Annotated in this window: 15 protein-coding genes; 6 read left to right on the forward strand and 9 right to left on the reverse strand. The window is 69.1% G+C overall.

Annotated elements, in window-relative coordinates; translation table 11 throughout:
- Window positions 1–203: 203 nt before the first annotated feature.
- The 3 genes from ABDW59_RS03015 to apaG form a co-directional block, all read right to left on the reverse strand.
- On the reverse strand, window positions 204–3,053 hold the full coding sequence (locus ABDW59_RS03015) for a hypothetical protein (protein WP_343627944.1): 2,850 nt from the start codon (window positions 3,051–3,053) through the stop codon (window positions 204–206).
- Window positions 3,054–3,139: 86 nt separating this feature from the next.
- Entirely contained in the window at window positions 3,140–5,203 is a 2,064-nt protein-coding gene (locus tag ABDW59_RS03020) for a site-specific recombinase (RefSeq protein WP_343627945.1), read from the reverse strand.
- Window positions 5,203–5,577: a Co2+/Mg2+ efflux protein ApaG gene (gene apaG, locus ABDW59_RS03025; RefSeq protein WP_343627946.1), complete on the reverse strand. Its 375-nt coding sequence runs from the start codon at window positions 5,575–5,577 to the stop codon at window positions 5,203–5,205. The genes ABDW59_RS03020 and apaG overlap by 1 nt, the downstream gene beginning before the upstream one ends.
- Window positions 5,578–5,656: 79 nt before the next feature.
- On the opposite strand from apaG, the gene ABDW59_RS03030 reads away from it, so the two are divergent.
- From ABDW59_RS03030 to ABDW59_RS03040, 3 genes are all read left to right on the forward strand, one after another.
- On the forward strand, window positions 5,657–6,538 hold the full coding sequence (locus tag ABDW59_RS03030; RefSeq protein ID WP_343627947.1) for a transporter substrate-binding domain-containing protein: 882 nt from the start codon (window positions 5,657–5,659) through the stop codon (window positions 6,536–6,538).
- Window positions 6,539–6,616: 78 nt separating this feature from the next.
- Entirely contained in the window at window positions 6,617–7,303 is a 687-nt protein-coding gene (rpe, locus tag ABDW59_RS03035) for a ribulose-phosphate 3-epimerase (protein WP_343627948.1), read from the forward strand.
- Window positions 7,304–7,318: 15 nt separating this feature from the next.
- On the forward strand, window positions 7,319–7,795 hold the full coding sequence (locus ABDW59_RS03040; RefSeq protein WP_343627949.1) for a low molecular weight protein-tyrosine-phosphatase: 477 nt from the start codon (window positions 7,319–7,321) through the stop codon (window positions 7,793–7,795).
- Between the two features lie 21 nt (window positions 7,796–7,816).
- Here ABDW59_RS03040 and ABDW59_RS03045 read toward each other — a convergent pair whose 3' ends face one another.
- A complete protein-coding gene (locus ABDW59_RS03045; RefSeq protein WP_343627950.1) occupies window positions 7,817–10,531 on the reverse strand; it encodes a hypothetical protein in 2,715 nt (904 codons plus the stop codon).
- A gap of 121 nt (window positions 10,532–10,652) precedes the next feature.
- Between ABDW59_RS03045 and ABDW59_RS03050 the strand changes: the two genes are divergently transcribed.
- On the forward strand, window positions 10,653–11,261 hold the full coding sequence (locus ABDW59_RS03050; RefSeq protein WP_343627951.1) for a DNA-3-methyladenine glycosylase I: 609 nt from the start codon (window positions 10,653–10,655) through the stop codon (window positions 11,259–11,261).
- A gap of 12 nt (window positions 11,262–11,273) precedes the next feature.
- Here the strand turns inward: ABDW59_RS03050 and ABDW59_RS03055 are convergent, their stop codons facing one another.
- From ABDW59_RS03055 to ABDW59_RS03070, 4 genes are all read right to left on the reverse strand, one after another.
- Complete coding sequence (locus tag ABDW59_RS03055; RefSeq protein ID WP_343627952.1) at window positions 11,274–14,396, reverse strand: efflux RND transporter permease subunit; 3,123 nt, start codon at window positions 14,394–14,396, stop codon at window positions 11,274–11,276.
- A gap of 49 nt (window positions 14,397–14,445) precedes the next feature.
- Window positions 14,446–15,762, reverse strand: a complete 1,317-nt coding sequence (locus tag ABDW59_RS03060; RefSeq protein WP_343627953.1) for an efflux RND transporter periplasmic adaptor subunit — start codon at window positions 15,760–15,762, stop codon at window positions 14,446–14,448.
- 166 nt (window positions 15,763–15,928) lie between these two features.
- Window positions 15,929–16,891: a pseudouridine-5'-phosphate glycosidase gene (locus tag ABDW59_RS03065; RefSeq protein ID WP_343627954.1), complete on the reverse strand. Its 963-nt coding sequence runs from the start codon at window positions 16,889–16,891 to the stop codon at window positions 15,929–15,931.
- Between the two features lie 30 nt (window positions 16,892–16,921).
- A complete protein-coding gene (locus ABDW59_RS03070; protein ID WP_343627955.1) occupies window positions 16,922–18,022 on the reverse strand; it encodes a carbohydrate kinase in 1,101 nt (366 codons plus the stop codon).
- A 213-nt stretch (window positions 18,023–18,235) separates the two neighbouring features.
- On the opposite strand from ABDW59_RS03070, the gene ABDW59_RS03075 reads away from it, so the two are divergent.
- Entirely contained in the window at window positions 18,236–19,786 is a 1,551-nt protein-coding gene (locus ABDW59_RS03075; protein ID WP_343627957.1) for a methyl-accepting chemotaxis protein, read from the forward strand.
- A gap of 29 nt (window positions 19,787–19,815) precedes the next feature.
- On the opposite strand, the gene ABDW59_RS03080 is transcribed toward ABDW59_RS03075, so the two are convergent.
- A complete protein-coding gene (locus ABDW59_RS03080) occupies window positions 19,816–21,336 on the reverse strand; it encodes an aldehyde dehydrogenase family protein (RefSeq protein WP_343627958.1) in 1,521 nt (506 codons plus the stop codon).
- 245 nt (window positions 21,337–21,581) lie between these two features.
- On the opposite strand from ABDW59_RS03080, the gene ABDW59_RS03085 reads away from it, so the two are divergent.
- Window positions 21,582–23,639, forward strand: a complete 2,058-nt coding sequence (locus ABDW59_RS03085; RefSeq protein ID WP_343627959.1) for a sigma-54-dependent Fis family transcriptional regulator — start codon at window positions 21,582–21,584, stop codon at window positions 23,637–23,639.
- The last annotated feature ends 65 nt before the right edge of the window (window positions 23,640–23,704 follow it).

A 23,704-nucleotide genomic window follows, 5' to 3' on the forward strand; every position in this document is an offset into this window, starting at 1 on the left:
GGCAAGCACGCCTAGAATCGCCAGCGCCGCGCTCCAGCGGCGAGTCCTGCAACGAAGAGCACCACGACACATCATGGGCGTGATTTTGCTGGAGGCGCTCGGCGCCCTTGCGCTGCTGATCTTCATCGTCTGGTGGACGATGTTTTCCGGCCGCAAAGGCGGCGAGCGGCCGGACGACCGCGACGCCGCCTGAACGGTGGCGCTCAGCGAGCCGCGGGCCCGCTCGGACCCGGCGCGATCGGGCGATCCGGCATCGTGTTGCTGTCGCTGCTGCTGTTGCTGTTGCCGCTGTTGCCGACGAGGGCGGTCTTCTCGCTCGTCGCTTCCAGGCGCGCCAGCAGCGACATCCGCGCCCGTCGATCAACGGCCAGATGCTGTTCCAGCGCGGCGTCGTCCGGCGGATTCGCACGCAGCAGCTGCTCGACGCGAATCGCGTCATCCCCCAGCCATTGATAGAGCGAAGGCCCCGGCCCACCGTTGGCCGACGCGGCCTGTGCACGCACGAGCTCGAGCGCGGTCTCATCATCGATCCAAGCTCGCTCCGCAAAGGTCGCGAAGGTCCGGATGTTGGCTTTCAGAAAGGGCGTCGCCCGCCGCCAGAATCGTTCTTGCGTGCTCGGCGCGCAGGAGGCCGGTGTTCGGGGCGCCAGCGCGCGCAGCACCGCCACCATGTGGTGGCGTTCGTCCATCGGCAGCACTTCCAGCAGGCGCCCGACTCCGTGCAGCCAACTGCGCCAGGCCTGGAGCGACTTCCCCTCGAAGGGCGTAGCGCCGTCGTGGAGCAGCATCTGCCAGGGCGCGGCCGGGCCCGCCCACAATGCCGGGAGACGCGCGGGCGTCAAGAGTCCTTCCCGCAGCGCTTCGGCGAGCGCCGCCAGATAGATCTCCAACGCCGTCGTCAGCCGGCTGAACAGCGCTTCCTGAGCGATGCCGCCGAACGCGTCGCCGCTCAGCAGCCGATGCAGGGTCGCTTCATCGACGACGCCGGATCGCCGCCAGCTCAGCACGCCGTCCAGCAGGGTTTCCCATTGGTCCATGCCGCCTCTGAGCGCGAGCTGAAACGCGGACGGCTGGTCCCGCCTCGGCGGCGCGAACAGCTTCAGCAGACCAGCCACCGACAGCCGGCCACCGGTGACGAGCTCGCCCAGCGCCCGAAGATGGCCTTGGATCAAGCGCGGTGACGAGCGCTCGCTCGTCATCTGGCGCCAGAAGCGTTGCGGATCGGTCGTTGACGCGGGGAGGAGCAGCTCGTGCTGCGCATCGGTGTCGAGCCAGCCCATGGCTGCGGATTCGCCGATCAGCATGACGTAGGTGGCGAGTGCAGCCGCGTCCTGGCGGCGCATCGCCTGCCACAGCCCGCCGTGCACGGCCGGGCAGGCGATGGCCCGCAACTGCGCGCGCATCGTCAGGCACGACGCGTGGTCGTTCGTCAGGCCCAGGTCGAGGAAACGCATCAGGACGGCGTCGCGGGTGTGGGCGTCCGGCTGGGCGAACGCCTCCCGAAGCAAGGCGGGCGCCAGCGCACGCGCTCTCGCGGGACCGCGGGCCGGACGATTCCAGGCATCGAAATGCTCGGCGCTCAGCAACGCATGCCGCTGCCTGCGGACCAGCTCCACCTGCCAGGCATGCCGGAGTGGATCCCGGAAGCCGCGACCGTGCCGGGCCAAGGCGGCCTGGAGTCTTTCGTCCGACAAGCAGTCGCAGCAGACCGCGCGGCTCTGTACGTCGATCATCCAGGACGCCGGGACGACGCCCTCGTCCGGGGGCGTGTTGGCCAGTGCGATGCGCAGCAGGCAAGCCCTCAGCGCCGGGTCCTCTCGACCGGCACCGGTCAGCAGCTCGAGATCGGCGAGGACGAGCCGCTCCGGGTGGCCGCGCATCAGCTTCCAGGCCGCGAGCCCTTTGCCCAGGGTTTCGATCGCCACAAGCGGCTCGAGACGGGGGCCGCCGTTCCTTGCCACGGGATATCCCTCCACCAGTCGCTCGGGATGGTCGTTCGCACCAGGGACGAGCAGCGCCTTGTCCTGCAACTCGATGTAGAGGTGGCGCGCCAGCAGCGACGCGTCGGCGGGCACACGCATGCGGCCGTCCCCGCCGACCTCCATCAGCGCGTGCTCGGGCAGCGGGCCGTAGCGCGCCACGACCGCGTCGCTCGCCGCCCGCGAGGCGCTTGCGCTGCGGTCGTCCCAGGGCACGCCGTCGATGAGCCTCGCGGCATCGACGCTCAGGCGAATCGCCATCTCGTTTGTCCAGGCGGCGAGAGCCTCGTCCGCCAGACTCGTGACCAACAGGGCCGGCCGCAGCGACGCGCGCAAGGCGTCCAGGCAACTCCTCACGTATTCCCTGGCGAGCGGCGCGGCGAGCCGGTCCTTCGGAGCGGGAAGACCGAAGAGGGGCAGGATCGCCCGTCGATAGGCATTGATGCGATGGATGTCGAGCGGCGACACGAGGCCTTGCGGCTGCTTGCCGACGCCGATCCTGCGCACGTGCTCGCACAGGGCGGCGTCCAGCAGACGTTCCAGCATCTGGCCGGCCTGGGCCGCCAAGCCGCGGCTCGAACGCCCCAGGGTGTTGAGCGACGTCTGGATCTCGCTCATCAAGCCATCGGCGCAGGCATCGAGACGATCGATCAGACGGGCGAACTCCACGCTGCGCCCGCCGGAGGACTCTTCCTCATCCTCCAACAGGGCGGCGACGCGCTCCAACGCGGGCATGCCCTGGTCGATCAGGAGCCAGATGCCGTCGCCGAAGGCAAGGTTGTCGCCGTGCCAGTCGGCAACGAACAGCCGGTGGTGCATCCCGGCCAATTCGCGGTCCAGGGTTTGCGGCGTGATCGCGTCCAGGCGCCGATTGACGGCGAGCAGACGCGCCGCGAGCGCCGACCAACGCCGCTGCAGCGCCAGGCCGGCGTCGCTGTCGCGGTAGCGAGCGAAGCTGGTCCTGTCCTCTTCGGCCGGACGCGGCGATGGTGGACCAGGCTCGATCGCTGGCGGCTCTGGCGCCGTGGACGGCGCGAACAGCAGTGGCGAGAAACCGGGCAGGGGCAGCGACATGGCAGCGTCAGTCCCGACGCGCCGGGCGGGGTTCTCGCCGCCCCCCGCCCCGCCCGCTCCCCGGCTATTGCAAGCTCATCGCCGGCTCATCCCTTGGGCGGCACCAGGAAGCTCATCGGCTGACGGCGCATGCGTGCCCAGATCGCCGCGCGCACCCGCTTCTGATCGGCCAGCCGGATGCCGCGCGAGCGCAGCGCCACCTTGAAGGCCAGGAAGAAGCTCACCCCCACGTTCAGCACGCCGGTTCCCAGGATGCTGATCACGCACAGCCAGAACGGCCAGTGCTTGAGCACGTCCCAGCCCAGCGCCCCGGCCGCCGCCGCGAGCTGACCCGTCGACAGCGTGACGTGCCTGACCTCGATCGGCAGACCGAAGAAGCCCAGCAGTGCCGGCACCAGGCCCAGCATCAAGCCCAGGCTGATGTTGGCGGTCAGGCCGGAGATGTTGTCCCGCCACCAGCGCGACCAGCGTCGCGCCCGGTTCATGCCCAGCGCCGCGACGATGCGCGGATTCCAGGCGATGGCGCTGTCCAGCCGGTGGAAGACGAACCAGTTCTCGACCCAGCCCGCGATCAGGCTGGACGCGAACAGCAGCACCCCGGTGAAGGCCGCGAACAGCAGCGACGGGCCCAGCACCGTCAGCGAGTGCAGCACGTGCTTGGCTTCCTCCGCGCCCACCAGCGGCCGGCCCAACGCGAGCCAGGCGGCCAGTTGCACCACCAGCACCATGGGCGCGGCCAGGGCCAGGTTGCCGATGATCCCGGCCGTCTGCGAGCGGAAGAGATGCGCCACCTCGTCGACGAAGGACTGCAGGCCGGCGTCGCTGTCGATGTGGCGCAGCTTGTCGGCCAGCGCCGGCGCGGTCATCGCCGGCTGCTTGGTCGCGACGGTCCAGTGCAGCAGCAGGATCAGCACGAAGCTGGCCGCGTAGTTCACGCCGGCCCAGAAGCCGCCCCAGAAGGCCGACAACCCGATCGCCATGATCGCGAACTTCAGGAAGGTCGTGCCCGCGATCACCAGTCCGCCGCCGCCGGCGCGGCGCAGCATGTCGCCGTACTCCTCGCGGTTGCGGGTGATGTAGTGCTCGCCGGTTTCGGCGCTGCGCTCGGCGACCTTGCGGGCCAACAGCGAGTAATGCTTCGCGAACAGCGTGCGGATGCTGCGCCGCTCGTGCACCACCGTCACCAGACCGGCGACCAGCCGCAGCAGTTCGCGCTGCGGGTGATCGGCCAGCAGCACCGCCAGCAGATCCTCCACGCGCCGCAGCCGCGCCTGCATCTGCTCGACGCCGAACATCAGGTCCACCGAGACGCCGTGCTCCTCCAGATGCTCCGGCACCGAGCGCACCGCGGCGCGGCATTCGTCGAGCAGGCCGCGCAGGAACTGCAGCGCGCCGGGCAGCGCGGCGCGGTCGTTTTCAATCAGCGCTTGCTCGACGCGCTCCCAGGCCGTGGCCAGGTTGCGGAAGGGCCGGCTGGCCAGGCGCTTGGGGTCCATGCGCACGCGCAGCGCGCCCGACAGGCCGGCCGAGCGCACCGCGCTGACCAGCACCGTGATCGCGGCGCGCATCTCCTCGCGCCAGTCGCCGTCGGGCGCGTCGGCGAAGAGCAGGCTCAGCCGCCGCAGCAGGTCGTCGTCGACCGCGTTGATCCACTGCTCGTCGCTCTCATGCGGGAACAGCAGCTCGAAGAGTTCGGCCAACTCGCGGGTGTCGGCCGTCTGCGGCAGCAGCCGGCGTCGCAGCCGGCCAAGGAACTCGCCCCACAGCGCCATGCGCGGCGCGAAGCCGACCTCGGCGAACAGTCCGATCGCGTCCACCTCGGCCCACACGCTCGCGATTACCGCGGCGAAGGACTTGGCGTGCTCGGGGTGGCGCTCCAGCAGGTTGAGCAGGTACTTGAGCCGGCGCACCGGCAAGGGCGTCGTGCCGATCGCGGGTGTCGTGGGCGCGGTGGATGCGGTGGATGCGCCGTCGGACGAGGGCTGCCGTTCGTCCTTGACGCGGTCTTCCTTGGCCCGTTCGTCCTTGAGCGGTGCGTGACGCAGCCACTCGATCAGCCGCACCAGCCAGAGGTTGCGCTCGGCCAGCGGCGCCTGCGGATGCGCCGCGTTGAGCAGCGCCGTGAGATCCCAGCCTTGTCGACGCGCCATCAATGCAGGCTGCCGCTGTCGGCCAGCAGGAACTCGGCCACCTCGGCCTCGAAGACCTCGGCGTGCTCGGTGACGCACAGGAAGCGGCCGCTCATCGTGCCGTGACGGGTGGGGATCTGCGCCCAGGAGCTGTACTGGAAGCGCTCGCCCGGTTGCAGCAGCGGCTGGTGGCCGACCACGGCCAGGCCGTGGACTTCCTGCTCATTGCCGTTGGCGTCGACGATCAGCCAGTGGCGGCCGATCAGCTGCGCGGTGACATCGCCGCGGTTCTCGATGGTGATGGTGTAGCTGAACGCGTACTCGTCGCGCTCCGGGTCGGTCTGCTCGGCCAGTGGCTCGACGGCCACGCTGCAGTGGAAATGCGGATGTGCCATCGGCGGATTCTAGGCGCCGGGTCGGCTATGCTGGATGGCGCACATGACCGGGTCGGCACGCATCCGGCCCGCATCCCCGATGGAGACAAGCGAAGGACATCAGCCAGCCTCCACGTCGGCCTCGCGCCGCGCCACGCTGCTGGCACTGCTCGCCGGTCTGGCCGGTTGGCGCGCGGTCGTGGCCGCGCCGCCTTCGACGGCGGGCTCCTCCGGTTCGTCCTCCTCGACCGCCGGGGCGACGTCGACCTCCTCCGCCTCGACCTCCACCGGCCCGCTGACGCTGCGCAGCGCCGGACAGGCCGGCGTGCCGGTCAAGTACGCCTTCGACGACCCCCAGCGGCCCGGCCTGTGCGCCGAGATCGCCGCCGCCGTGCAGCGCATCGACCCTGATTTGCGCATCGAGGGCCTGAACCAGGCCTTCCCGCTGCGCCGCCTGGAGCTCATGCTGTCCAACGGGGATCTGGACGTGTTCTTCTGCCTGCTCAATTCCGAGCAGCGGCGCGCGCAGATGCGCTTCCTGCCGGTGCCGCTGTACCGGGTGAATCACGTGGTGGCGATGCGCGCGGGCGACGCCCGCATGCCCAAGGGCTGGGACGAGTTGCGCAAGCTCGCCCGGAAAGAGCCCTTGCTGCTGGCGCAGGGGACCAAGCTGGCCTCGACGTTGCAGCGCGCCGACGTGGCCTTCACCGAGACCGCCCGCAACGACCGCGACGCGCTGATGATGCTGGTGCGCGGCCGCACCGCCGCGGTCTACGGCCAGGATCTGAACCTGCGTCTGGCCGCGCGCAGCGCCGGCCTGGAGGGACAGGTGCGCATCAGCACGCAGGTCTTCGAGGAGGACGTCCAGTACGCGGTGGTCTCGCGCCGGTTGCCGGACGCCATCGCGGACCGGCTGACCGAGCGGCTGCGGCAGCTCTCGGCTTCCGGAGAGATCGCACGCCTGGCGGAGCGCTATCGCTGAGCGGCTGGCGCGGCGGCCGGCGGGCTTTCTACAATCGCTGACTTTCCGCTGCCAGCGGCCGAGCCGGCCCGCCCCGCCATGAACCCGCCCCAATACCGCATCGCCCCGAGCATCCTGTCCGCCGACTTCGCCAACCTGGGCGCGGAGGTCCGCAACGTGCTGGCCGCCGGCGCGGACTGGATCCACTTCGACGTGATGGACAACCATTACGTGCCCAACCTGACCTTCGGCCCGATGGTCTGCGAGGCGCTGAAGAAGCACGCCGTCAAGCCCGACGGCACGCCCGCGCCGATCGACGTGCACCTGATGGTGCAGCCGGTGGACGCGCTGGCCCAGGCCTTCTGCCGCGCCGGCGCGGACCTGGTGAGCTTCCATCCCGAGGCCAGCCAGCACGTCGACCGCACGATCCAGCTGATCAAGGGCGAGGGCGCCAAGGCCGGTCTGGTGTTCAACCCGGCCACGCCGCTGGACGTGCTGGAGTGGGTCATCGACAAGGTCGACCTGGTGCTGATCATGAGCGTCAACCCCGGCTTCGGCGGCCAGAGCTTCATTCCCGGCGCGCTGAAGAAGCTGCAGCAGGCCAAGGCCATGATCCTGGCCTCGGGCCGCGACATCCGCCTGGAGATCGACGGCGGCGTGAAGGTCGACAACATCCGCGAGATCGCGGATGCGGGCGCGGACACCTTCGTCGCCGGCTCGGCCATCTTCGGCAAGCCCGACTACCAGAGCGTCATCGACGCGATGCGGGCCGAGCTGGCGCGCTGAGCGGGCGACGTTTCGGTGACGCGTCTCCTGCTCGTCTGCGCGGCCAACCTGTGTCGCTCCCCGATGGCCGAGGCCGTGCTGCGCGCGCGCGCCGCCGAGCTCGGTCTGAGCGAGGTGCGCTCGGCCGGCGTGTTCGCGTCCTCGCGCGCGCATCCGGTCGACAAACGCGCCGCGACGGTGCTGGCGCAGCGCGGCTACGAGCTGGACCGGCGCTGGCGTTCGCGCAAGCTGGTGGCCGAGGACTTCGACCAGTACGACCTGATCCTGGCGATGGACCGCAAGGTCCTGCAGGCGCTAAGGGCGACGCGGCCGGCGATCTCGCCGGCGCGGCTGGGGCTGTTCCTGGCGGGGATGACCGGCCTGGGCCTGGACGAGGTGCCCGACCCGTATTACGGGGCGGGCAACGCCTTCGTGCATGTGCTGGATCTGATCGAGGCGCGGGCGCACACGTGGCCGGCGGATCTGGCGCCCTTCCTCAAGGACGCGAGTTGAGTTGGGTCGTCGGGCACGGTGCTAGCGGCCGTCGCCCAGTGCCGTGGCGGTCTCCTCGGGCTTGAACGCCAAGGCGTCCATCGTGCGCTTGAGCAACTTCGCAAAGAAGTCGACCCTGTCGCTTTGATCGGGCGTTCGCTTCGCGCCGATCAGACGGCCGGACGTCAGACCGTCCAGACCGACGAGCTGCTTCAGCAGTTGCCGACGCATCTCCGTTTCGTGGGTCGGTCTGGTGGAGAACTGCCCACTGCTCGTCAGTCGACGTATCGGTTCACACGCGGTGGTGAAAGCGATCGCCATCTCCAAGGCCCAACGATCGACCACTTCCAACGGAAGCTTGTCGTCCACGCCGGCACGAGACGTCAGGGCCGCGACAGCCTCGTCGACCGTCAGCCGGTTCGCGAAGTGCAGGTTGGCGATGTGCCGGGCCCAGGTACGGGTCACACATGTCCAGTCGTCCCATTCCTGTTTACTTGAGAGGACGCGGTTCCGGGACATCGCGACACCACGCGCCAGCGCCTCACGAAGATCGGCTCGGGACAGGAGTCCTCGCTCGGTCGCCTCGTCCAGGAACGGCAGATAGATGCGTAGCGCATTCGTCCCATGGCGCTCGACATCCCGCATCATCAGGCCGTCGGCAACGGGCAGCGAGAAGCCAGTGCCCGGCTCTTGCTCGGGGCCGAGAAGCAGCATGCGGCAGGTGTCGGGAGACAGCTGATTGTGAGCAGGGGCTCGTATCACGAAGGGCAGGAATGACCTGAGCGTGTGGGAATCGAGACAGGGCAGGAAGTCGTCCGAGCCGGGTCGCCTCACGTCGGACCCAACGAGCCGTCGGACCAACTGCTCGGTCGACAGCAGACTGTCGCGCTGCAGTTCCGTCAATCCCTCCAGCATGACGTGCTTGAGGTCTTGATCGGCGGCGGTCAGACATGCGATCAGTGGCGCAGAGCCGCCGGGGCCCGAAGTCGTCATCACGGCCACCAGCTCCGCGGCGGACATCCGCGCGGGAGAAGCCCGCATGGCGGCGCCGACCGCGCCCCACCATTGCCTCAGCGGCTGGACATGGGACATGGTGCGCCGCGTGCGGAGCTCCTGCATCGAGAGTTGGTCAGCACCACGGCGCCGCTCTGCTGACCGTTGCATGGACAGCACCAGGGTCAGCTGATCGCGCAAGCCGTCGAGCGCAGCGGATGTCAGCGACCGGTCCTCGCCACGATCGGCCAGGAGCCGCTCGACATGGTCACGCGCAAGTTCGTGGGAGCCGGCCTCGTCGGACCAGGACAGCAGTCCGGGAGCGGCTCGACGCGCGCGGTGCGCTGCCTGCGCCTGGGCCCACCATTGCTCCACATCGCCGGGGCAGCCCCCCTCTTTTCGCCAACGGGCCATCAGCTGGCCGACGCCCTCCCAATCGAGGCGGCCACGCAGGCGATCGCCGACGTCGTGATCGAGCAACCAGTGCGGCGCGAAACCGTCGAGGAGCTCCGAGGGGGCGCTGTTCGTGATGGCGGTCGTCACCATGGATGGGCTCAGATCGGACTGCGGCACGTGGTCGAGATCAGCGAGCTTGAGCGGACGTGGCTTGCCGCCCTCCTCCGTCCAGGCCAGATCGCCCAATGTCTGGATCCGGCAGCAAAGCCCGTCCGAGTCCTGGTTGGGCGCTGCAATCCAGGTGGCGACGGTGTTGAAAGCTAGGCCCGGCACGACCTGGGTTTCATGCAGCCGATCAAGGAAGTACAAGGCAATCAGGGTGGCGTCGGTCAAGCATGCACACCGGTTGTCTTCATGCTCCCGCAGCAGCGTGTCGCGCGGCGGCGCCGGGCCGAACAGCGTCTCCAGCGGCGCGAGACAGTCCCGGAGCTGTGACTCCCCGGGGAGCGGCAGCGAACCATCCGACTGCTCGTCGATCGGCTGCGCAAGCTTTTCGCGTAGCGCTTCGCTGAAGCGCTGCAGGAAGTCGTCCGCCAGCAGGCGGACCACAGCGGCGGGGGTGATCGCCGGTGCCACTGATTCGGCGCAGCGTCGGATCAGCGCCGGTGGGAAGCGGGTGTGGGCGAAGGGGTCCTCGGGCAGCTTCCACTTGAGCTTAAGTGCCTCGTAGAGCTTGCGTTTCAGTCCGGCGACGTAATGCCGCTGGTCCAACTGCGCCTCGGAGAGCTCGGGGCCGTACTCGATCTCGACGGCGTCAACGGCGGCCTGCTCGATGATCTGTTCGATGCTGCTCTTGAAGAGACCGGGCAAGCCGTTGCGCTTCGGGTCGAGACGACCCAAACAGTTGTCCAGTGCCTCGATCACGCCGCCGGCACAGAGGGTCAGTTGCGAGGTGAGCTGGCGCAGCTCCAGGCGGCGGCTCTTCAGGCTCAATCGCTCGTCGCCGATGAGGCTGGCCAGCTTGGACAGGCCCTGAGCGGCGGCGCCGAACATGATGGGGGATTCCGATTCGCCGTAGCCTCGAGGGTGTCCGCTGGCATCGAGGTTGAAGAGCTTCGACTCCAGCAGGTCAAGATCATTGACGACGGGCTCCATGTCGGCGGCGAAGGCCCTGAGCGTGGCCAGGTCGCGTTTGACTTGCGTTCGGAAAGACGCGAAATCGGGATGCCCGGTGAACGCCGCGGGCGTGCCGTGACGGACCGGGCTGTAGGTGACCTCGGGATCCGTTGGCACGGCGGCGGCGTCCGTTGAGTCGGGTGGGGGCTCGGCGAGGAAGGCCGGCGAATAAAGCGCTTGGAGGGTAAACATGTGCGCCTGAGTAGGCGGCTCGAGAAAGCGGGCGAGCGAAGGCGAGCGATTTCCTGCTGACACCCCCGCGCGCCGGTCGCTGTGAGAATCGCGCGATCGAAATCCCGCAGGAGGAGAGACGATGTCCGAACGACTGGCCCAGGGCCCCGACGGCCAATGGCGCTGCAAGTGGTGCGAGGCCCCCGGCTTCGACGCCTACCGCGACTATCACGACAACGAGTGGGGCTACCCGGTGCACGAGGATCGCCGGCTCTTCGAGAAGCTCTGCCTGGAGGGCTTCCAGTCCGGCCTGTCGTGGCGGACCATCCTGGCCAAGCGCGAGAACTTCCGCAAGGCGTTCAAGCAGTTCGAGATCGCCAAGGTCGCGAAGTTCAAGGAGGCCGATGTCGAGCGGCTGCTCGCCGACGAGGGCATCGTGCGCCATCGCGGCAAGATCGAGGCGGCGATCCACAACGCCGCCCGGGCGCTGGAACTGCAGAAGGAGGCGGGCTCGCTGGCCGCGTTCTTCTGGCGCTTCGAGGAGCCCGATGCCGGCGGCGATGTGCGGCCGACGTCGGACACCTCGGTCAAGCTGTCCAAGGAGCTGAAGAAGCGCGGCTGGAAGTTCGTCGGCCCGACGACGGTCTACGCCTTCATGCAGGCCATGGGACTGATCAACGATCACGCGCCCGGTTGCATCGGGCGCGCGACCGTTCGGCAGCAGCGCAAGGCCTTCACGCCGCCGCAGTGAGCGGCGCGCCGCTCAGTCGGCGTGGCCCGGCGCCGGATGCGCGGTCAGCGAGGTCTGCTCGACCTCTCGCGTATCCGGCCCCTTCCCGCTGAAGCGGTCCAGCGCCAGGTAGATCACGGGCGTGATGTAGAGCGTCACCGCCTGCGACAGGATCAGCCCGCCCACCACCGCCAGGCCCAGCGGCTGACGCAGCTCGGCGCCGGCGCCCAGGCCCAATGCGATCGGCAACGCGCCCATCAGCGCGGCCAGCGTCGTCATCATGATCGGACGGAAGCGCAGCACGCAGGCCTCGCGGATCGCCTCGGCCGGCGTCATGCCGCCGTTGCGCTGCGCGTCCAGCGCGAAGTCGATCATCATGATCGCGTTCTTCTTCACGATGCCCACCAGCATCAGGATGCCGATGGTCGCGATGATGGTCAGCTCCATGCCCGCGAGCTGCAAGGTCAGCAGCGCGCCCACCGCCGCCGACGGCAAGCCCGCCAGGATGGTCAGCGGATGGATGTAGCTCTCGTAGAGCACGCCCAGCAGCACGTAGATCACCGCGATCGCCAGCACGATCAGCAAGACCTGGCCCCCTTGCGAGTCCTTGAACACCGCCGCGTCGCCGCCGTAGCTGGTGATGATGGACGGCGGCAGGCCGATCTCCCGGGTGAACTGGTCGATCTTGCCGGTGGCCACGCCCAGCGGCGCATCCGGCGCGAGGTTGAAGCTCAGCGTGATCGCCTGCAGCTGGCCCTGGTGGTTGACCGCCGTGGGGCCCAGCTCGCGCTTGACGCTGGCGAAGGCCGTCAGCGGGACCATCGTGCCGTTCTTGCCGCGCAGATAGATCTTGTCGAAGGCGTCCTCGCTGAGGCGGTCGCTGTCGACCGCTTCCATGATCACCTGATAGGTGTTGCTCTCCGCATAGATGCTGGACACCTGGCGCTCGCCGAAGGCCGAGTACAACGCGTTGCGCAGGTCCTGCATCTGCACGCCCAGCAGCGTGGCGCGCTCGCGGTCGATGACCAGATTCGCCTGCAGCCCGCGCAGCTGCGAGTCGCTGGTGACGTCGCGGAACACCGGATCGGCCTTGAGCTTGTCCTGCAGCTTCACCGCCCAGGTGTTGAGCTCGCCCGCGCTGACCGATTGCAGCGTGAACTGATAGCGGCTCTTGGACTGCCGGCCGCCGAGCTGCAGGTTCTGCACCGGCCGAAGATAGACGGCGATGCCGGGCACGGCGCGCAGCTGCTTGCGCATCTGCTCCAGCACCTGCGGCATCGGCGGACGCTGCGCCCGGGGCTTCAGGTTGATGAACAGCCGGCCGGTGTTGACGTTGCCGCCGCCGCCGCCGCCGCCCACCGCGGCGGACACCGACGCCACCGACGGATCGTTCTGGATCACCGCGGCCACGCGTTCCTGCAGCACCGTCATCGCGGCGAAGGAGATGTCCTCGGACGCTTCGGTGCTGGCCTGGATCTGGCCGATGTCCTCTTCCGGGAAGAAGCCCTTGGGGATCGCGATCCACAGCCAGGCGCTGGCGACGAAGCTGGCCAGCGCAACGAGGCCGATCACCCAGCGGTGCCGCAGCGCCCAGTCCAGCGAGCCGGTGTACTTGCCCAGCACCCAGCCGAAGCCGGCCTCGAAGGTCCGGCCCAGGGCGTTCTCCTCGACGTCGTGATGACTGCTCAGGAAGCGGCTGCACAGCATGGGCACCAGGGTCAGCGACACGCCCGCCGACACCAGGATGGCCAGCGACACGACCACCGCGAACTCGTGGAAGAGCAGCCCGATCACGCCCGGCATGAAGAAGATCGGGATCAGCACCGCCACCAGCGAGATCGAGATGGACATGATGGTGAAGGCCATCTCGCGCGCGCCGCGGATGGCGGCGTCGAAGGGCGCCATGCCGTCCTCGACGTGGCGGTAGATGTTCTCCAGCATCACGATGGCGTCGTCCACCACCAGGCCAACGGCCAGCGTGATGCCCAGCAGCGAGATGTTGTCCAGGCTGTAGCCCAGCGCGTAGAGCAGCGTCACCGCGCCGATCAGCGAGATAGGCAGGGACAGCGTCGGGATCAGCGTCGCCACCATGCGGCGCAGGAACAGGAAGATCACCATCACCACAAGCGCCACCGTCAGCGCCAGCGTGAAGTAGACGTCGTGCAGCGACTCGCGGATGGACACCGAGCGGTCGTTCAGCGTGCTCATCTGCACCGAGGCCGGCAACTGCGCCGCGAAGCGCGGCAGCATGGCCTTGACCGAGTCCACCACCTTGACGGTGTTGGCGTCGGGCTGGCGCTGCACGGCCAGCACGATGGCGCGCTCGCCATTGAAATTCGAGAAGGATTTGACCGTCTCGTAGCTGTCCTCGACATCGGCCACGTCGCGCAGGAAGACCGGCGCGCCGTTGCGCGTGGCCACCACGATGCCGCCGAAGGCCTGCGCGTCGCGCAGCTGCTTGTTGGCCTGGATGGTCAGCGTCTGACGCGAGCCATCCAGCGTGCCCACCGGCGTGTTGGCGTTGGCGCCCTTGACGGCGGCCTGCAGCTCGTCGAGCGTGATGTTGCGTTGCTGGAGCAGCTCGTTGCGCGCCTTGATGCGCACGGCGAAGCGCTTCTGGCCGTAGATCGAGACCTGCGCCACGCCGTCGATGGTGGACAGGCTGGGGGTGATCAGGTTCTCGGCGTAGTCGTTGAGGTCGGACAGGTTGATGGAGGGCGAGGTCAGCGCCACCAGCAGCACCGGCGCGTCGGCCGGATTGACCTTGCGGTAGGACGGCGGCGTCGTCATCTCCACCGGCAGCGCGCGCAGCGAGCGGAACAGCGCGGCCTGCACGTCGACCGCGGCGGCGTCGATGTCGCGCGAGGGGTCGAACTCCAGCGTCAGCGAGCTGTTGCCCAGCGTGTTGGTCGAGGAGATCGTGGTGATGCCGGCGATCGTGGAGAACTGCTTCTCCAGCGGCAGCGCGACCGACGAGGCCATGGTCTCGGGGCTGGCGCCGGGCAGCACCGCCTGGACGTTGATGACCGGGGTGTTGAAGCTGGGCAGCGCGGCGACCGGGATGCGGCTCCAGGCCGCGAGACCGGCGACGACCAGCGCGATGTTCAGCAGCACGGTCATGACCGGCCGCCGGATGAAGAGTTCGGTGAGATTCATGTCAGCGTCCGCGGCGAGGGCAGGGGCGAGGCAATCACGCGGGGCGCGGTCAGGGCGCGGCCACACCGACGGCGTTGCCGCCGCCTGGGACGTTCCGGCCGGACTCTGCCTCGGCGGCTGCGGCCAGCTTTGCCGCGGCGGCCGGATTGACGGCAGCCGGCTGCGTGCGGACCGGGCTGCCCGGGCGCAGGTTCTGCTTGCCGTCGAGAACGACTTGCGCGCCCTCGTCGACCCCGTCGACGACCGCCATTTCGCCGAAGGTGTAGCGGATGCGGACCGGCTTGATCAGCGCGGTCTTGTCGGGGCCGACGACGTAGACCTGGCGGTCGCTGCCGCGCAGGATGATGGCGGCCTGCGGGATCACGATGGCGCCGGCCATGCTGCGCAGCGTCATGCGCACGCGCAGGTACTGGCCGGGCCAGAGCTTCTGCGCGTCGTTCTGGAACTCGGCCTTGAGCTTGATGGTGCCGGTCGTGGCGTCGACCAGGTTGTCGACGAAGACCAGCTTGCCATGCGCGACGGACTCGACCGGCTTGCCGCTCTTGCTGTCCTTGCGCGAGGGGCCGCCCTCGATGGTCGGCAGCACGACCTGCACCTCGAGCGGCGTGGCCTTGGCCCCGTCCGCGCCGGGACGCATCGCCTCGAGCACGGGCGCGAGCTCGGTCTCGGGCAGGCTGAAGGCGATGGCGATCGGGTCGATCTGGACGATGTTGACCAGCGGCGTGCCGGTGGCGCTGGCCTGCACCAGGCTGCCCGGCCAGACGTTGACCGCGCCGGCGCGGCCGGCGAAGGGCGCGCGGATCTCGTTGTAGCTCAGCGCGACCTCGGCCGACTGCACGGCGGCGGCGTCGGCGTCGATCAGGCTGCGGCCGGCGTCGAGGTTGGCCTGCGCGGTGTCAACGGCGCTCTGCGCCACGAACTTCTGGGCCAGCAATTCCTTGGCGCGGTCGTACTGGCGCTGCAGGTCGGACAGATTGGCCTTGTCGCGGGCGAGTTGGGCGCGCGCCTTGTCCAGGTTGGCGCGATCGGCGCGCTCGTCGAAGCGAAACAGCACCTGGCCCTTGCTGACGGTCTGGCCGTCCTTCACCAGCACGTCGCGCACGGTGGAGGTGGTCTGGGCGCGGATGTCGACCTGGTTGATCGGGGTGACGGTGCCGCTGGCCTCGACGGTGACGGGCACGTCCTTGCGCAACGCGGTGACGACGCCGACCAGCTGCATGCCGCCGGGTGCGGTGGCCCCGCCCGCGCCGGCCGAGGCGGCGGCCGCGTCGTTGCCAGAGGCCGCTGTCCGGGACTTCCACCACCAGCCGCCACCGGCGATCAGAAGCAGGACGATGAGGGACAGGACGACGGGTTGGCGGCGCATGCTTTCACTTTTCCAACGACGGATCGCCGAGAGGGCGAGGAGGGTGGGAAAGCTTAGGTCGCGGCCATTCGACGAATGTTTCGATCAGGTTAATGCGATGTACGCGTACGGGAAAGCTGTGCGGGAGAGGGCAGGGGAGAGGGTCTTCGGGCTGCCCGAGCGCCGCTCAGCCCTCGCTCAACGCTTTCGCCAACGCCGCTCCTACGACCGCGTTGTTCTTCACGAGCGCGATGTTGGTCACCAGGCTGTCCCCACCGCTCAGATCCTTGATCCGCGCCAGCAGATAAGGCGTGACCGCCTTCCCGCTGATCCCCTGCTCATCGGCCTCCGCCAGCGCCTGCGCAACAAACCCGTCAATGCGCTCCTTCGCCATCGCGAACTCCGCCGGCACCGGATTGCTGACCACCGCGCCGCCCCCGAGCCCCAGCGTCCACTTCGTCCTCAGGAACCGCGCCTGCTCCACCGCGCCATCGATCCGGAAGTCCGCCTTCAAGCCGCTGTCCCGCGTATAGAAAGCGGCGAAGTTCTCCTGCCCCACCGACAGCACCGGCACCCCATGCGTCTCCAGGTATTCCAGCGTCAACGCCAGATCCAGGATGCTCTTGGCCCCCGCGCACACCACCGCCACCGGCGTCCTGGCCAGTTCCTGCAGATCCGCCGAGATGTCGAAGGATGTCTCCGCCCCCCGATGCACCCCGCCGATCCCGCCGGTGACGAAGACCTCGATCCCCGCCAGCTGCGCGCAGATCATGGTCGCGGCCACGGTCGTGGCGCCCACCCGCCCCGTCGCCAGCGCGAACGGCAGATCCCGCCGGCTCAACTTCATCGCATCAGGCGACCGTCCCAGCAACTCCAGCTGCTCTTCATTCAGGCCGATACGGATCTTCCCGTCCAGCACCGCGATCGTGGCCGGCACCGCGCCATGCTCACGCACGATGGCCTCGACCTCGCGCGCCGTCTGCACGTTCTGCGGATACGGCATGCCGTGGGAAATGATGGTCGACTCCAGCGCCACCAGCGGCTTGCCCTCGGCGCGCGCGGCGGCCACCTCGGGCGAGAAATCGATCAGCTGGCGCTCCACCAGGGATTGCAGATGGGTGGCGGCATTGACGGGGCTGAGGGTGCTCATGGGACTTCGCTTTCTCGTTGGGGACTTCGTTCAGGTCAGCAGCGCAGGGCTCAAGGCCTCGCTCACGGTGGCGTCGCTCTGCAGGGTCAGCGCGGCGAGCCGCAGACCCAGCGCGCAGGCCGCGCGCAGGTCTTCATGATCACGATGCAAGGCCGCCACGATGCCGGCGCTCATCGCGTCGCCGGCCCCGGTCACCTCGCGGATGCTGCGCGGATCCAGCGCCGGCGGCGACATCGTGGCGAAGTCGTCGCCCTCGCTGAACCGCAGGCCGCGGGCGCCGTCGCTCATCACCAGGCGCTTCAGGCCCGCGTGCTGCAGTTGACGCCAGGCGGCGCGCAGCGCGCTCTCGCTGCCGAGCTTGCGACCGGTCAGCGCCTGCAGCTCGCCGCGATTGAGCACCAGCAGCTCGACGCCGCGCAGATCCTCGCCCAATCGCGCCATCTTGGGTTCCGACACGGCCACCAGCATCAGCCGCTGGTCGCGCAGACGGGCTTCGTCACGCAAGGCATCCAGGGTCTCGCGCGGGAGGTTCAGATCGGCGACGACCCAGCGCGCCGGTGCCCGCTGCGGTGCGGTCTGGCGCAGGAAGGCGGGATCGAGTCGATCCGTGAGGGCCATGTCGGCCAGCGCGATCAGCAGGTCGCCCTGCGGGTCCAGCACCGCGGTGTAGCTGCCGGTGGGCGCGTCCGCCGCTTGCAGCGATCCGGCGCAGTCCGCGCCCAGCGATTGCAGCTGCGCGAGCAAGGCCTGCCCCGCCGCGTCGCGGCCGACGGCCGTCAGCAGATGCACCGGCAGGCCCAGGCGGGCGAGGTTCTCCGCGATGTTGCGGGCGACACCGCCGGGGGACTCGTGCTGGCGCGCCGGATTCGAGCTGCCCATCTGCAGCGCGCCCAGGCCGCGCAGCTTGCGGTCCAGGTTGGTTCCGCCCAGGCAGACGATGGGCTGGCGCTGCGGCAGCACGTAGGCGCGGCCAAGGATGCGGCCTTCCCTCGTCAGCTGCGCGAGATGGCCGGCCACCGCCGAGCGCGACAGGCCGAGCTGGTCGGCCAGCTCCTGCTGGCTGATGAAGGGGTTGGCCTCGACCAGCGCGAGCAGCTGATCCTTGGACGTCGGTTCCTTGGGGGAGGGCATGGGGCCGGATTCTATGCAGGTGGGCATATTGTCGCAAACAATTGTCCTTCTGCTAAACAATAGTTTATTGATGAGGATTTTCCGAAGCTGTCGACCCCCAATCGATTGAAGAGGCGACTCGCTCGATTGGCGAACATTGCCTACGCTTCACGCGGCCCCACAGATCGGCGGACGCCGGCGGGGCCTCGAGGCGAAACAACAGGAGGACGCCCCATGCGGAAAAACTTGCCCGTCACCCAGCGCCAGTACGATTTCCCGGCCGACGCCACCTTGATGTCGACGACGGACACGAAGAGCCGAGTCACCTACGCCAACGCCGCCTTCGTCGAAGCGAGTGGCTTCGCGCCGGAGGAGTTGCTGGGACAGCCGCACAACATCGTCAGGCATCCCGACATGCCGCCGGAGGCCTTCGGCGACTTGTGGAAGACGCTGCAGGGCGGCGAGTCCTGGACCGGACTGGTGAAGAACCGGCGCAAGGATGGGGACCATTACTGGGTCCGCGCCAACGCCACGCCGGTGATGCGCAACGGGAAGCCGGTGGCCTACATGTCGGTGCGCACGAGGCCGTCGGCCGAGGACGTGGCCGACGCCGAGCGGCTCTACGCCGACATGCGCGAGGGCCGCGCCTCGCATCTGCGTTTCCACAAGGGCGTGGTGCTGCGCAAGGGCGCGATGGCCTGGACCACGCTGCTCAAGACCCTGCCGGTGCGCTGGCGCATCCGGCTGCCGCTGCTGGCGCTGACCGTGGCGGCGATCGCCTCGGCGTGGATGAGCGCGGCGTCGCTGACCGCCGCGGGCGCTTGGATCGCGGGCTTCGTCGTCGTGTCGTTGCTGGCCATGTGGTTCCTGGAGGCGCAGGTGGTCGGGCCGCTGGAGGCGCTGTCGCGGCATGCGTGTCGCGTGGCCAGCGGGGACACGCGCGAGCCGCTGCAGATGGACCGTGTGGACGAGATCGGCATGGCGCTGCGCTCGCTGAATCAGCTGGGGCTGATGTTCCGCTGGGTCATCGATGACGTGGCGGCGCAGGTGATCACGGTGCAGTCGTCGAGCGGCGACATCGTCACCGGCAACAACGAGATCAGCGCGCGGACCGAGCAGGCCTCGGCGAGTCTGCAACAGACGGCGGCGTCGATGGAGCAGATGAGCGCCACGGTGAAGAGCAACGCGGATGCCGCGCGTCAGGCAGAGGATCTTGCGGCGGGGGCGAGCCTGGCGGCGGCGCAGGGCGGGGAGGTGGTGCGCAATGTCAACGAGACCATGGTGGGGATCACCGCGTCCAGCAAGCGGATCGGCGACATCATCGGCGTCATCGACGGGATCGCGTTCCAGACCAACATCCTGGCCTTGAATGCGGCGGTCGAAGCGGCGCGCGCGGGCGAGCAGGGGCGCGGGTTCGCGGTGGTCGCGAGCGAGGTGCGCTCGCTGGCGCAGCGCAGCGCGGCGGCGGCCAAGGAGATCAAACAGCTGATCGGGGAAAGCGTCGATCGCGTGGAGGCCGGCGGGAGGCAGGTCGACGAGGCGGGGAAGGCGATGCTGGACATCGTGGAACAGGTGTCGCGGGTGTCGGCGTTGATCTCGACGATCGGAAGCGCGACGAGGGAACAGGCGGCGGGGATCTCGCAGGTCAGCCAAGCGGTCAGCGAGCTGGATCGGACGACGCAGCAGAACGCGGCGCTGGTGCAGAGGTCGGCGGGGGCGAGCGATTCGCTGGAGAAGCAGGCCACGCAGCTGGTGCAGGCGGTGGCGGTGTTCAGGATGGGGTGAGAGTCCGAAGACCCTCGCCCCTGCCCTCTTCAATAGAACCCCAACGCCTTCGGCGAGTAGCTCACCAGCAGGTTCTTCGTCTGCTGGTAATGGTCCAGCATCATCTTGTGGGTCTCCCGCCCGATGCCCGACTCCTTGTACCCGCCGAAGGTCGCATGCGCCGGATAAGCGTGATAGCAATTGGTCCACACCCGCCCGGCCTTGATCCCCTTGCCCATGCGGAACGCGGTGTTCATGTCCCGCGACCACACGCCCGCGCCCAGCCCATACGGCGTGTCATTCGCGATCCGCAGCGCTTCCTCCTCCGTCTTGAAGGTCGTCACCGCCAGCACCGGCCCGAAGATTTCCTCACGGAAGATGCGCATGTCGTTGTGGCCCTTGAACAGCGTGGGCTGGATGTAATAGCCCCCCGCGAGATCCCCGCCCAGCTCCGCGCGGCCGCCGCCGATCAGGCACTGCGCGCCCTCCTGCTTGCCGATCTCCAGATACGACAGGATCTTGTCGAGCTGCATCGACGAGGCCTGCGCGCCCATCATGGTCTCGGTGTCCAGCGGGTTGCCCTGCTTGATCGCCTTCACCCGATCGATCGCGCGGGCGATGAACTTGTCGTAGATGGACTCGTGGATCAGCGCCCGCGACGGGCAGGTGCAGACCTCGCCCTGGTTGAACGCGAACAGCACCAGGCCCTCGATGGCCTTGTCGAAGAGCTCGTCGTCATGCGCCGCGATGTCGGGGAAGAAGACGTTGGGGCTCTTGCCGCCGAGCTCCAAGGTCGCCGGGATCAGGTTGGTCGCCGCCGCCTGCGCGATCACGCGGCCCGTCGCCGTCGAGCCGGTGAACGCCACCTTCGCGATGCGCTTGCTCTGCGCCAGCGGCATGCCCGCTTCCTTCCCGTAGCCGTTGACGATGTTGAGCACGCCCGGCGGCAGCAGATCAGCGATCAGCTCGGCCAGCACCAGGATGCTCACCGGCGTCGACTCCGCCGGCTTGAGCACCACCGCGTTGCCTGCGCCCAGCGCCGGCGCCAGCTTCCAGGCCGCCATCAGGATGGGGAAGTTCCACGGAATGATCTGGCCGACCACGCCCAGCGGCTCGTGGAAGTGATAGGCCACGGTGTGGGCGTCGATCTCGCTGAGCGCCCCCTCCTGCGCCCGCAGGCAGCCGGCGAAGTAGCGGAAATGGTCGACCGCCAGGGGCAGGTCGGCATTGAGCGTCTCGCGCATGGGCTTGCCGTTGTCGACGGTCTCGGCATAGGCCAGCAGCTCCAGGTTCTGCTCGAGGCGGTCGGCGATGCGCAGCAGCACGTTGGCGCGCTCCCCCGCGGAGGTCGCACCCCAGCGCTCGGCGGCGGCATGCGCGGCGTCCAGCGCCAGCTCGATGTCCGCCGCGTTGGAGCGCGCCGCCTGCGTGAACACCTGGCCGGTGATGGGCGTGATGACGTCGAAGTACTGGCCGTCGCGCGGCGCGGTCCACTGGCCGCCGATGAAGTTGTCGTAGCGTTTCTTGAACTGCAGCGGCGCACCGGCGGCATTGGGCTTGGCGTAGATCATCGTTGTCTCCTGTCTCTCTTGTGGGTGATCGGGTGATCCGATCGTTGGGGTGGATGAACGAGGCCTTCATTGCACGGGCCGTGCCAGCGCGCGTCGGCCGCGGGATTCGGGCGAGAAGCCCCCACAAGACGGCGTAAAGCCGCTTCCCACGCCGCAAGAACGCCGTCAGGATCGCGCCACAGACTGTCCCGGCACCGCCGCGGCGGCACAGGTGTTCCGAAATGGAACAACCAGGAGACAAAACCATGGTGAAACCCCCGAGCGGCGCGCTCATCGCGCCGCGGCTGCTGCGCGCGGCGCGGCGCGAGTTGCTGGACACCGGGCGGCTCAGCGTCCAGACGCTGGATGAAGGCCTGAGCCGCAGCTGGCTGCGCAGCCGGGACTTCGGGCTGAGCCCGGTGGGCCGGCCGCCCGGCGCGCCGCATGCGTCGGGCGCGCAGCTGCGACGCGCGCTGGAGCGCCAGCATGAGCTGGTCGCCCACGCGCGTCCCGTGATGGAGGACCTCTTCGAGCAGACCCGCGACGGCGAGGGGCTGGTGATCCTGGCGGATGCGCAAGGCATGTTGCTGCAGGCGCTCGGTGACGGGCGCTTCGTCGACCGGGCGGAACGCGTGGCGCTGCGACCCGGCGCGATCTGGGACGAGCGCTGGCGCGGCACGAACGCGATCGGCACGGCGCTGGCCGAGCAGCGGCCGGTGTCGGTGCTGGGGGGCGAGCACTTCCTGGAGCGCAACGCCTTCCTGAGCTGCACCGCGGCGCCGATCCGCGATCCGCAGGGGCGGGTGCTGGGCGTGCTGGATCTGTCCGGCGAGCGGCGCGGCTTCCAGCGCCACACGCTGGCGCTGGTACGGTCGGCCGCGCGGATGGTGGAGCACCGTCTGTTCCAGACCCGGCATGCCGACGGGCTAAGGCTGGAGCTGCATGTGCAGCCGGAAGGACTGGGGACGCCGACGGAAGGCTTGCTTGCGCTGAGCGAGGACGGCTGGATCCTGGGCTGCAACGCGGCGGCGCAGGCCTGGCTCGGGCCGGAGGCGGCGCGGCCGAGTCCGCTGGAAGCGGTGCTGCCGTTGCGTGTCGATGAGCTGATGGACTGGGCGCGGCACGGCGGCGAGGGCGCGCGGCTGCTGCATCGCGAGGACGGGCCGGCCTTGTGGGTGCGGGTGCGGATGCCCGGCGCGCGGGTGGTGATGTCGCGAGGTCAGGCGCCGGGATCGGTCGCTAAGGCTGCGGCCGTTGACGTCCAGGAGGCGGCGCATTCAGCCGTCCCGGCAGCGCTTCCTTCAGCGGTTCTCCCGGGGGGCCATCCTGCGGATCGCGTACCGGTGCTGCCGGACGATGCGTTGCAGCCGCTCGATCTCGGCGATGCCGCGATGCACCAGGCGGTGGTACGCACGCGGCGCGTGCTCGACAAGCCCATCGCGCTGCTGCTGCAGGGCGAGTCGGGCGTGGGCAAGGACCTCTTCGCGCGCGCCGTGCACGACAGCAGCGCGCGGCGCGATCGCCCTTTCATCGCGGTGAACTGCGCGGCGCTGCCGGAGTCGCTGATCGAGTCGGAGCTCTTCGGCTATCGGCCGGGCGCCTTCACCGGCGCCTCGCGCGAGGGCGCGCAGGGTCGGCTGCGCGAGGCGCATGGCGGGACCTTGTTCCTCGACGAGATCGGCGACATGCCGCTGTCGATGCAGGCGCGCTTGCTGCGCGTGCTGCAGGACCGGCAGGTGCAGCCGCTGGGCGGCGGCCCGTCGGTCGCGGTGGACTTTCAACTGATCTGCGCCAGCCACCGGCCGCTGCGGCAGCTGGTGGCGCAAGGGCAGTTCCGGGAGGACCTCTACTACCGGCTCAACGGTCTGACCCTGAGCCTGCCGCCGCTGCGCGAGCGTCAGGACTTGCCGCTGCTGATCGAACGACTGCTCGCGGCACTGGAGCCGACGCGGCCGGTGACGCTGGACCCGGCCCTGCACCGCGAGCTGACGGGCTATGCGTGGCCCGGGAACATCCGGCAGCTGGAGCAGGTGCTGCGCATCGCCTGCGCGCTGATGGAGCCCGGCGAATCGGTGATCCGCCGCGGGCATCTGCCGGATGACCTGATCGAGGAGCTGGATCAGCGCGATGACGCAGCGACGGGCAGCGACGAAGGGCCCGGTGCCGCCGGTCCCGCTTCTGCCGCAGCCGGCGTCCCTGGGATGTTGCGCGATCAATCGAAGGCGCATGCGCGGCGGGTGCTGGCGGACTGCGGCGGCAATCACTCGGAGGCGGCACGGCGTTTGGGCATCGGGCGGAACACGCTCTACCGGTTGCTGCGTTAGCCGCCCGTCAGCCAAGCCTGCGGCCGTAGGGCATCGCCCGACACCCGCATCAGCCAAGCGCCCGC

Origin of the sequence: Roseateles sp., from assembly GCF_039595295.1 — a bacterium.
GTDB lineage: Bacteria > Pseudomonadota > Gammaproteobacteria > Burkholderiales > Burkholderiaceae_C > Roseateles.

Bases quoted from the DNA above. Each gene is read 5' to 3' on its own strand.
- ABDW59_RS03015 (WP_343627944.1), bottom strand. From the start codon at position 3,053: ATGTCGCTGCCCCTGCCCGGTTTCTCGCCACTGCTGTTCGCGCCGTCC.
- ABDW59_RS03020 (WP_343627945.1), bottom strand. From the start codon at position 5,203: ATGGCGCGTCGACAAGGCTGGGATCTCACGGCGCTGCTCAACGCGGCG.
- apaG (WP_343627946.1), bottom strand. From the start codon at position 5,577: ATGGCACATCCGCATTTCCACTGCAGCGTGGCCGTCGAGCCACTGGCC.
- ABDW59_RS03030 (WP_343627947.1), top strand. From the start codon at position 5,657: ATGGAGACAAGCGAAGGACATCAGCCAGCCTCCACGTCGGCCTCGCGC.
- rpe (WP_343627948.1), top strand. From the start codon at position 6,617: ATGAACCCGCCCCAATACCGCATCGCCCCGAGCATCCTGTCCGCCGAC.
- ABDW59_RS03045 (WP_343627950.1), bottom strand. From the start codon at position 10,531: ATGTTTACCCTCCAAGCGCTTTATTCGCCGGCCTTCCTCGCCGAGCCC.
- ABDW59_RS03050 (WP_343627951.1), top strand. From the start codon at position 10,653: ATGTCCGAACGACTGGCCCAGGGCCCCGACGGCCAATGGCGCTGCAAG.
- ABDW59_RS03055 (WP_343627952.1), bottom strand. From the start codon at position 14,396: ATGAATCTCACCGAACTCTTCATCCGGCGGCCGGTCATGACCGTGCTG.
- ABDW59_RS03060 (WP_343627953.1), bottom strand. From the start codon at position 15,762: ATGCGCCGCCAACCCGTCGTCCTGTCCCTCATCGTCCTGCTTCTGATC.
- ABDW59_RS03065 (WP_343627954.1), bottom strand. From the start codon at position 16,891: ATGAGCACCCTCAGCCCCGTCAATGCCGCCACCCATCTGCAATCCCTG.
- ABDW59_RS03070 (WP_343627955.1), bottom strand. From the start codon at position 18,022: ATGCCCTCCCCCAAGGAACCGACGTCCAAGGATCAGCTGCTCGCGCTG.
- ABDW59_RS03075 (WP_343627957.1), top strand. From the start codon at position 18,236: ATGCGGAAAAACTTGCCCGTCACCCAGCGCCAGTACGATTTCCCGGCC.
- ABDW59_RS03080 (WP_343627958.1), bottom strand. From the start codon at position 21,336: ATGATCTACGCCAAGCCCAATGCCGCCGGTGCGCCGCTGCAGTTCAAG.
- ABDW59_RS03085 (WP_343627959.1), top strand. From the start codon at position 21,582: ATGGTGAAACCCCCGAGCGGCGCGCTCATCGCGCCGCGGCTGCTGCGC.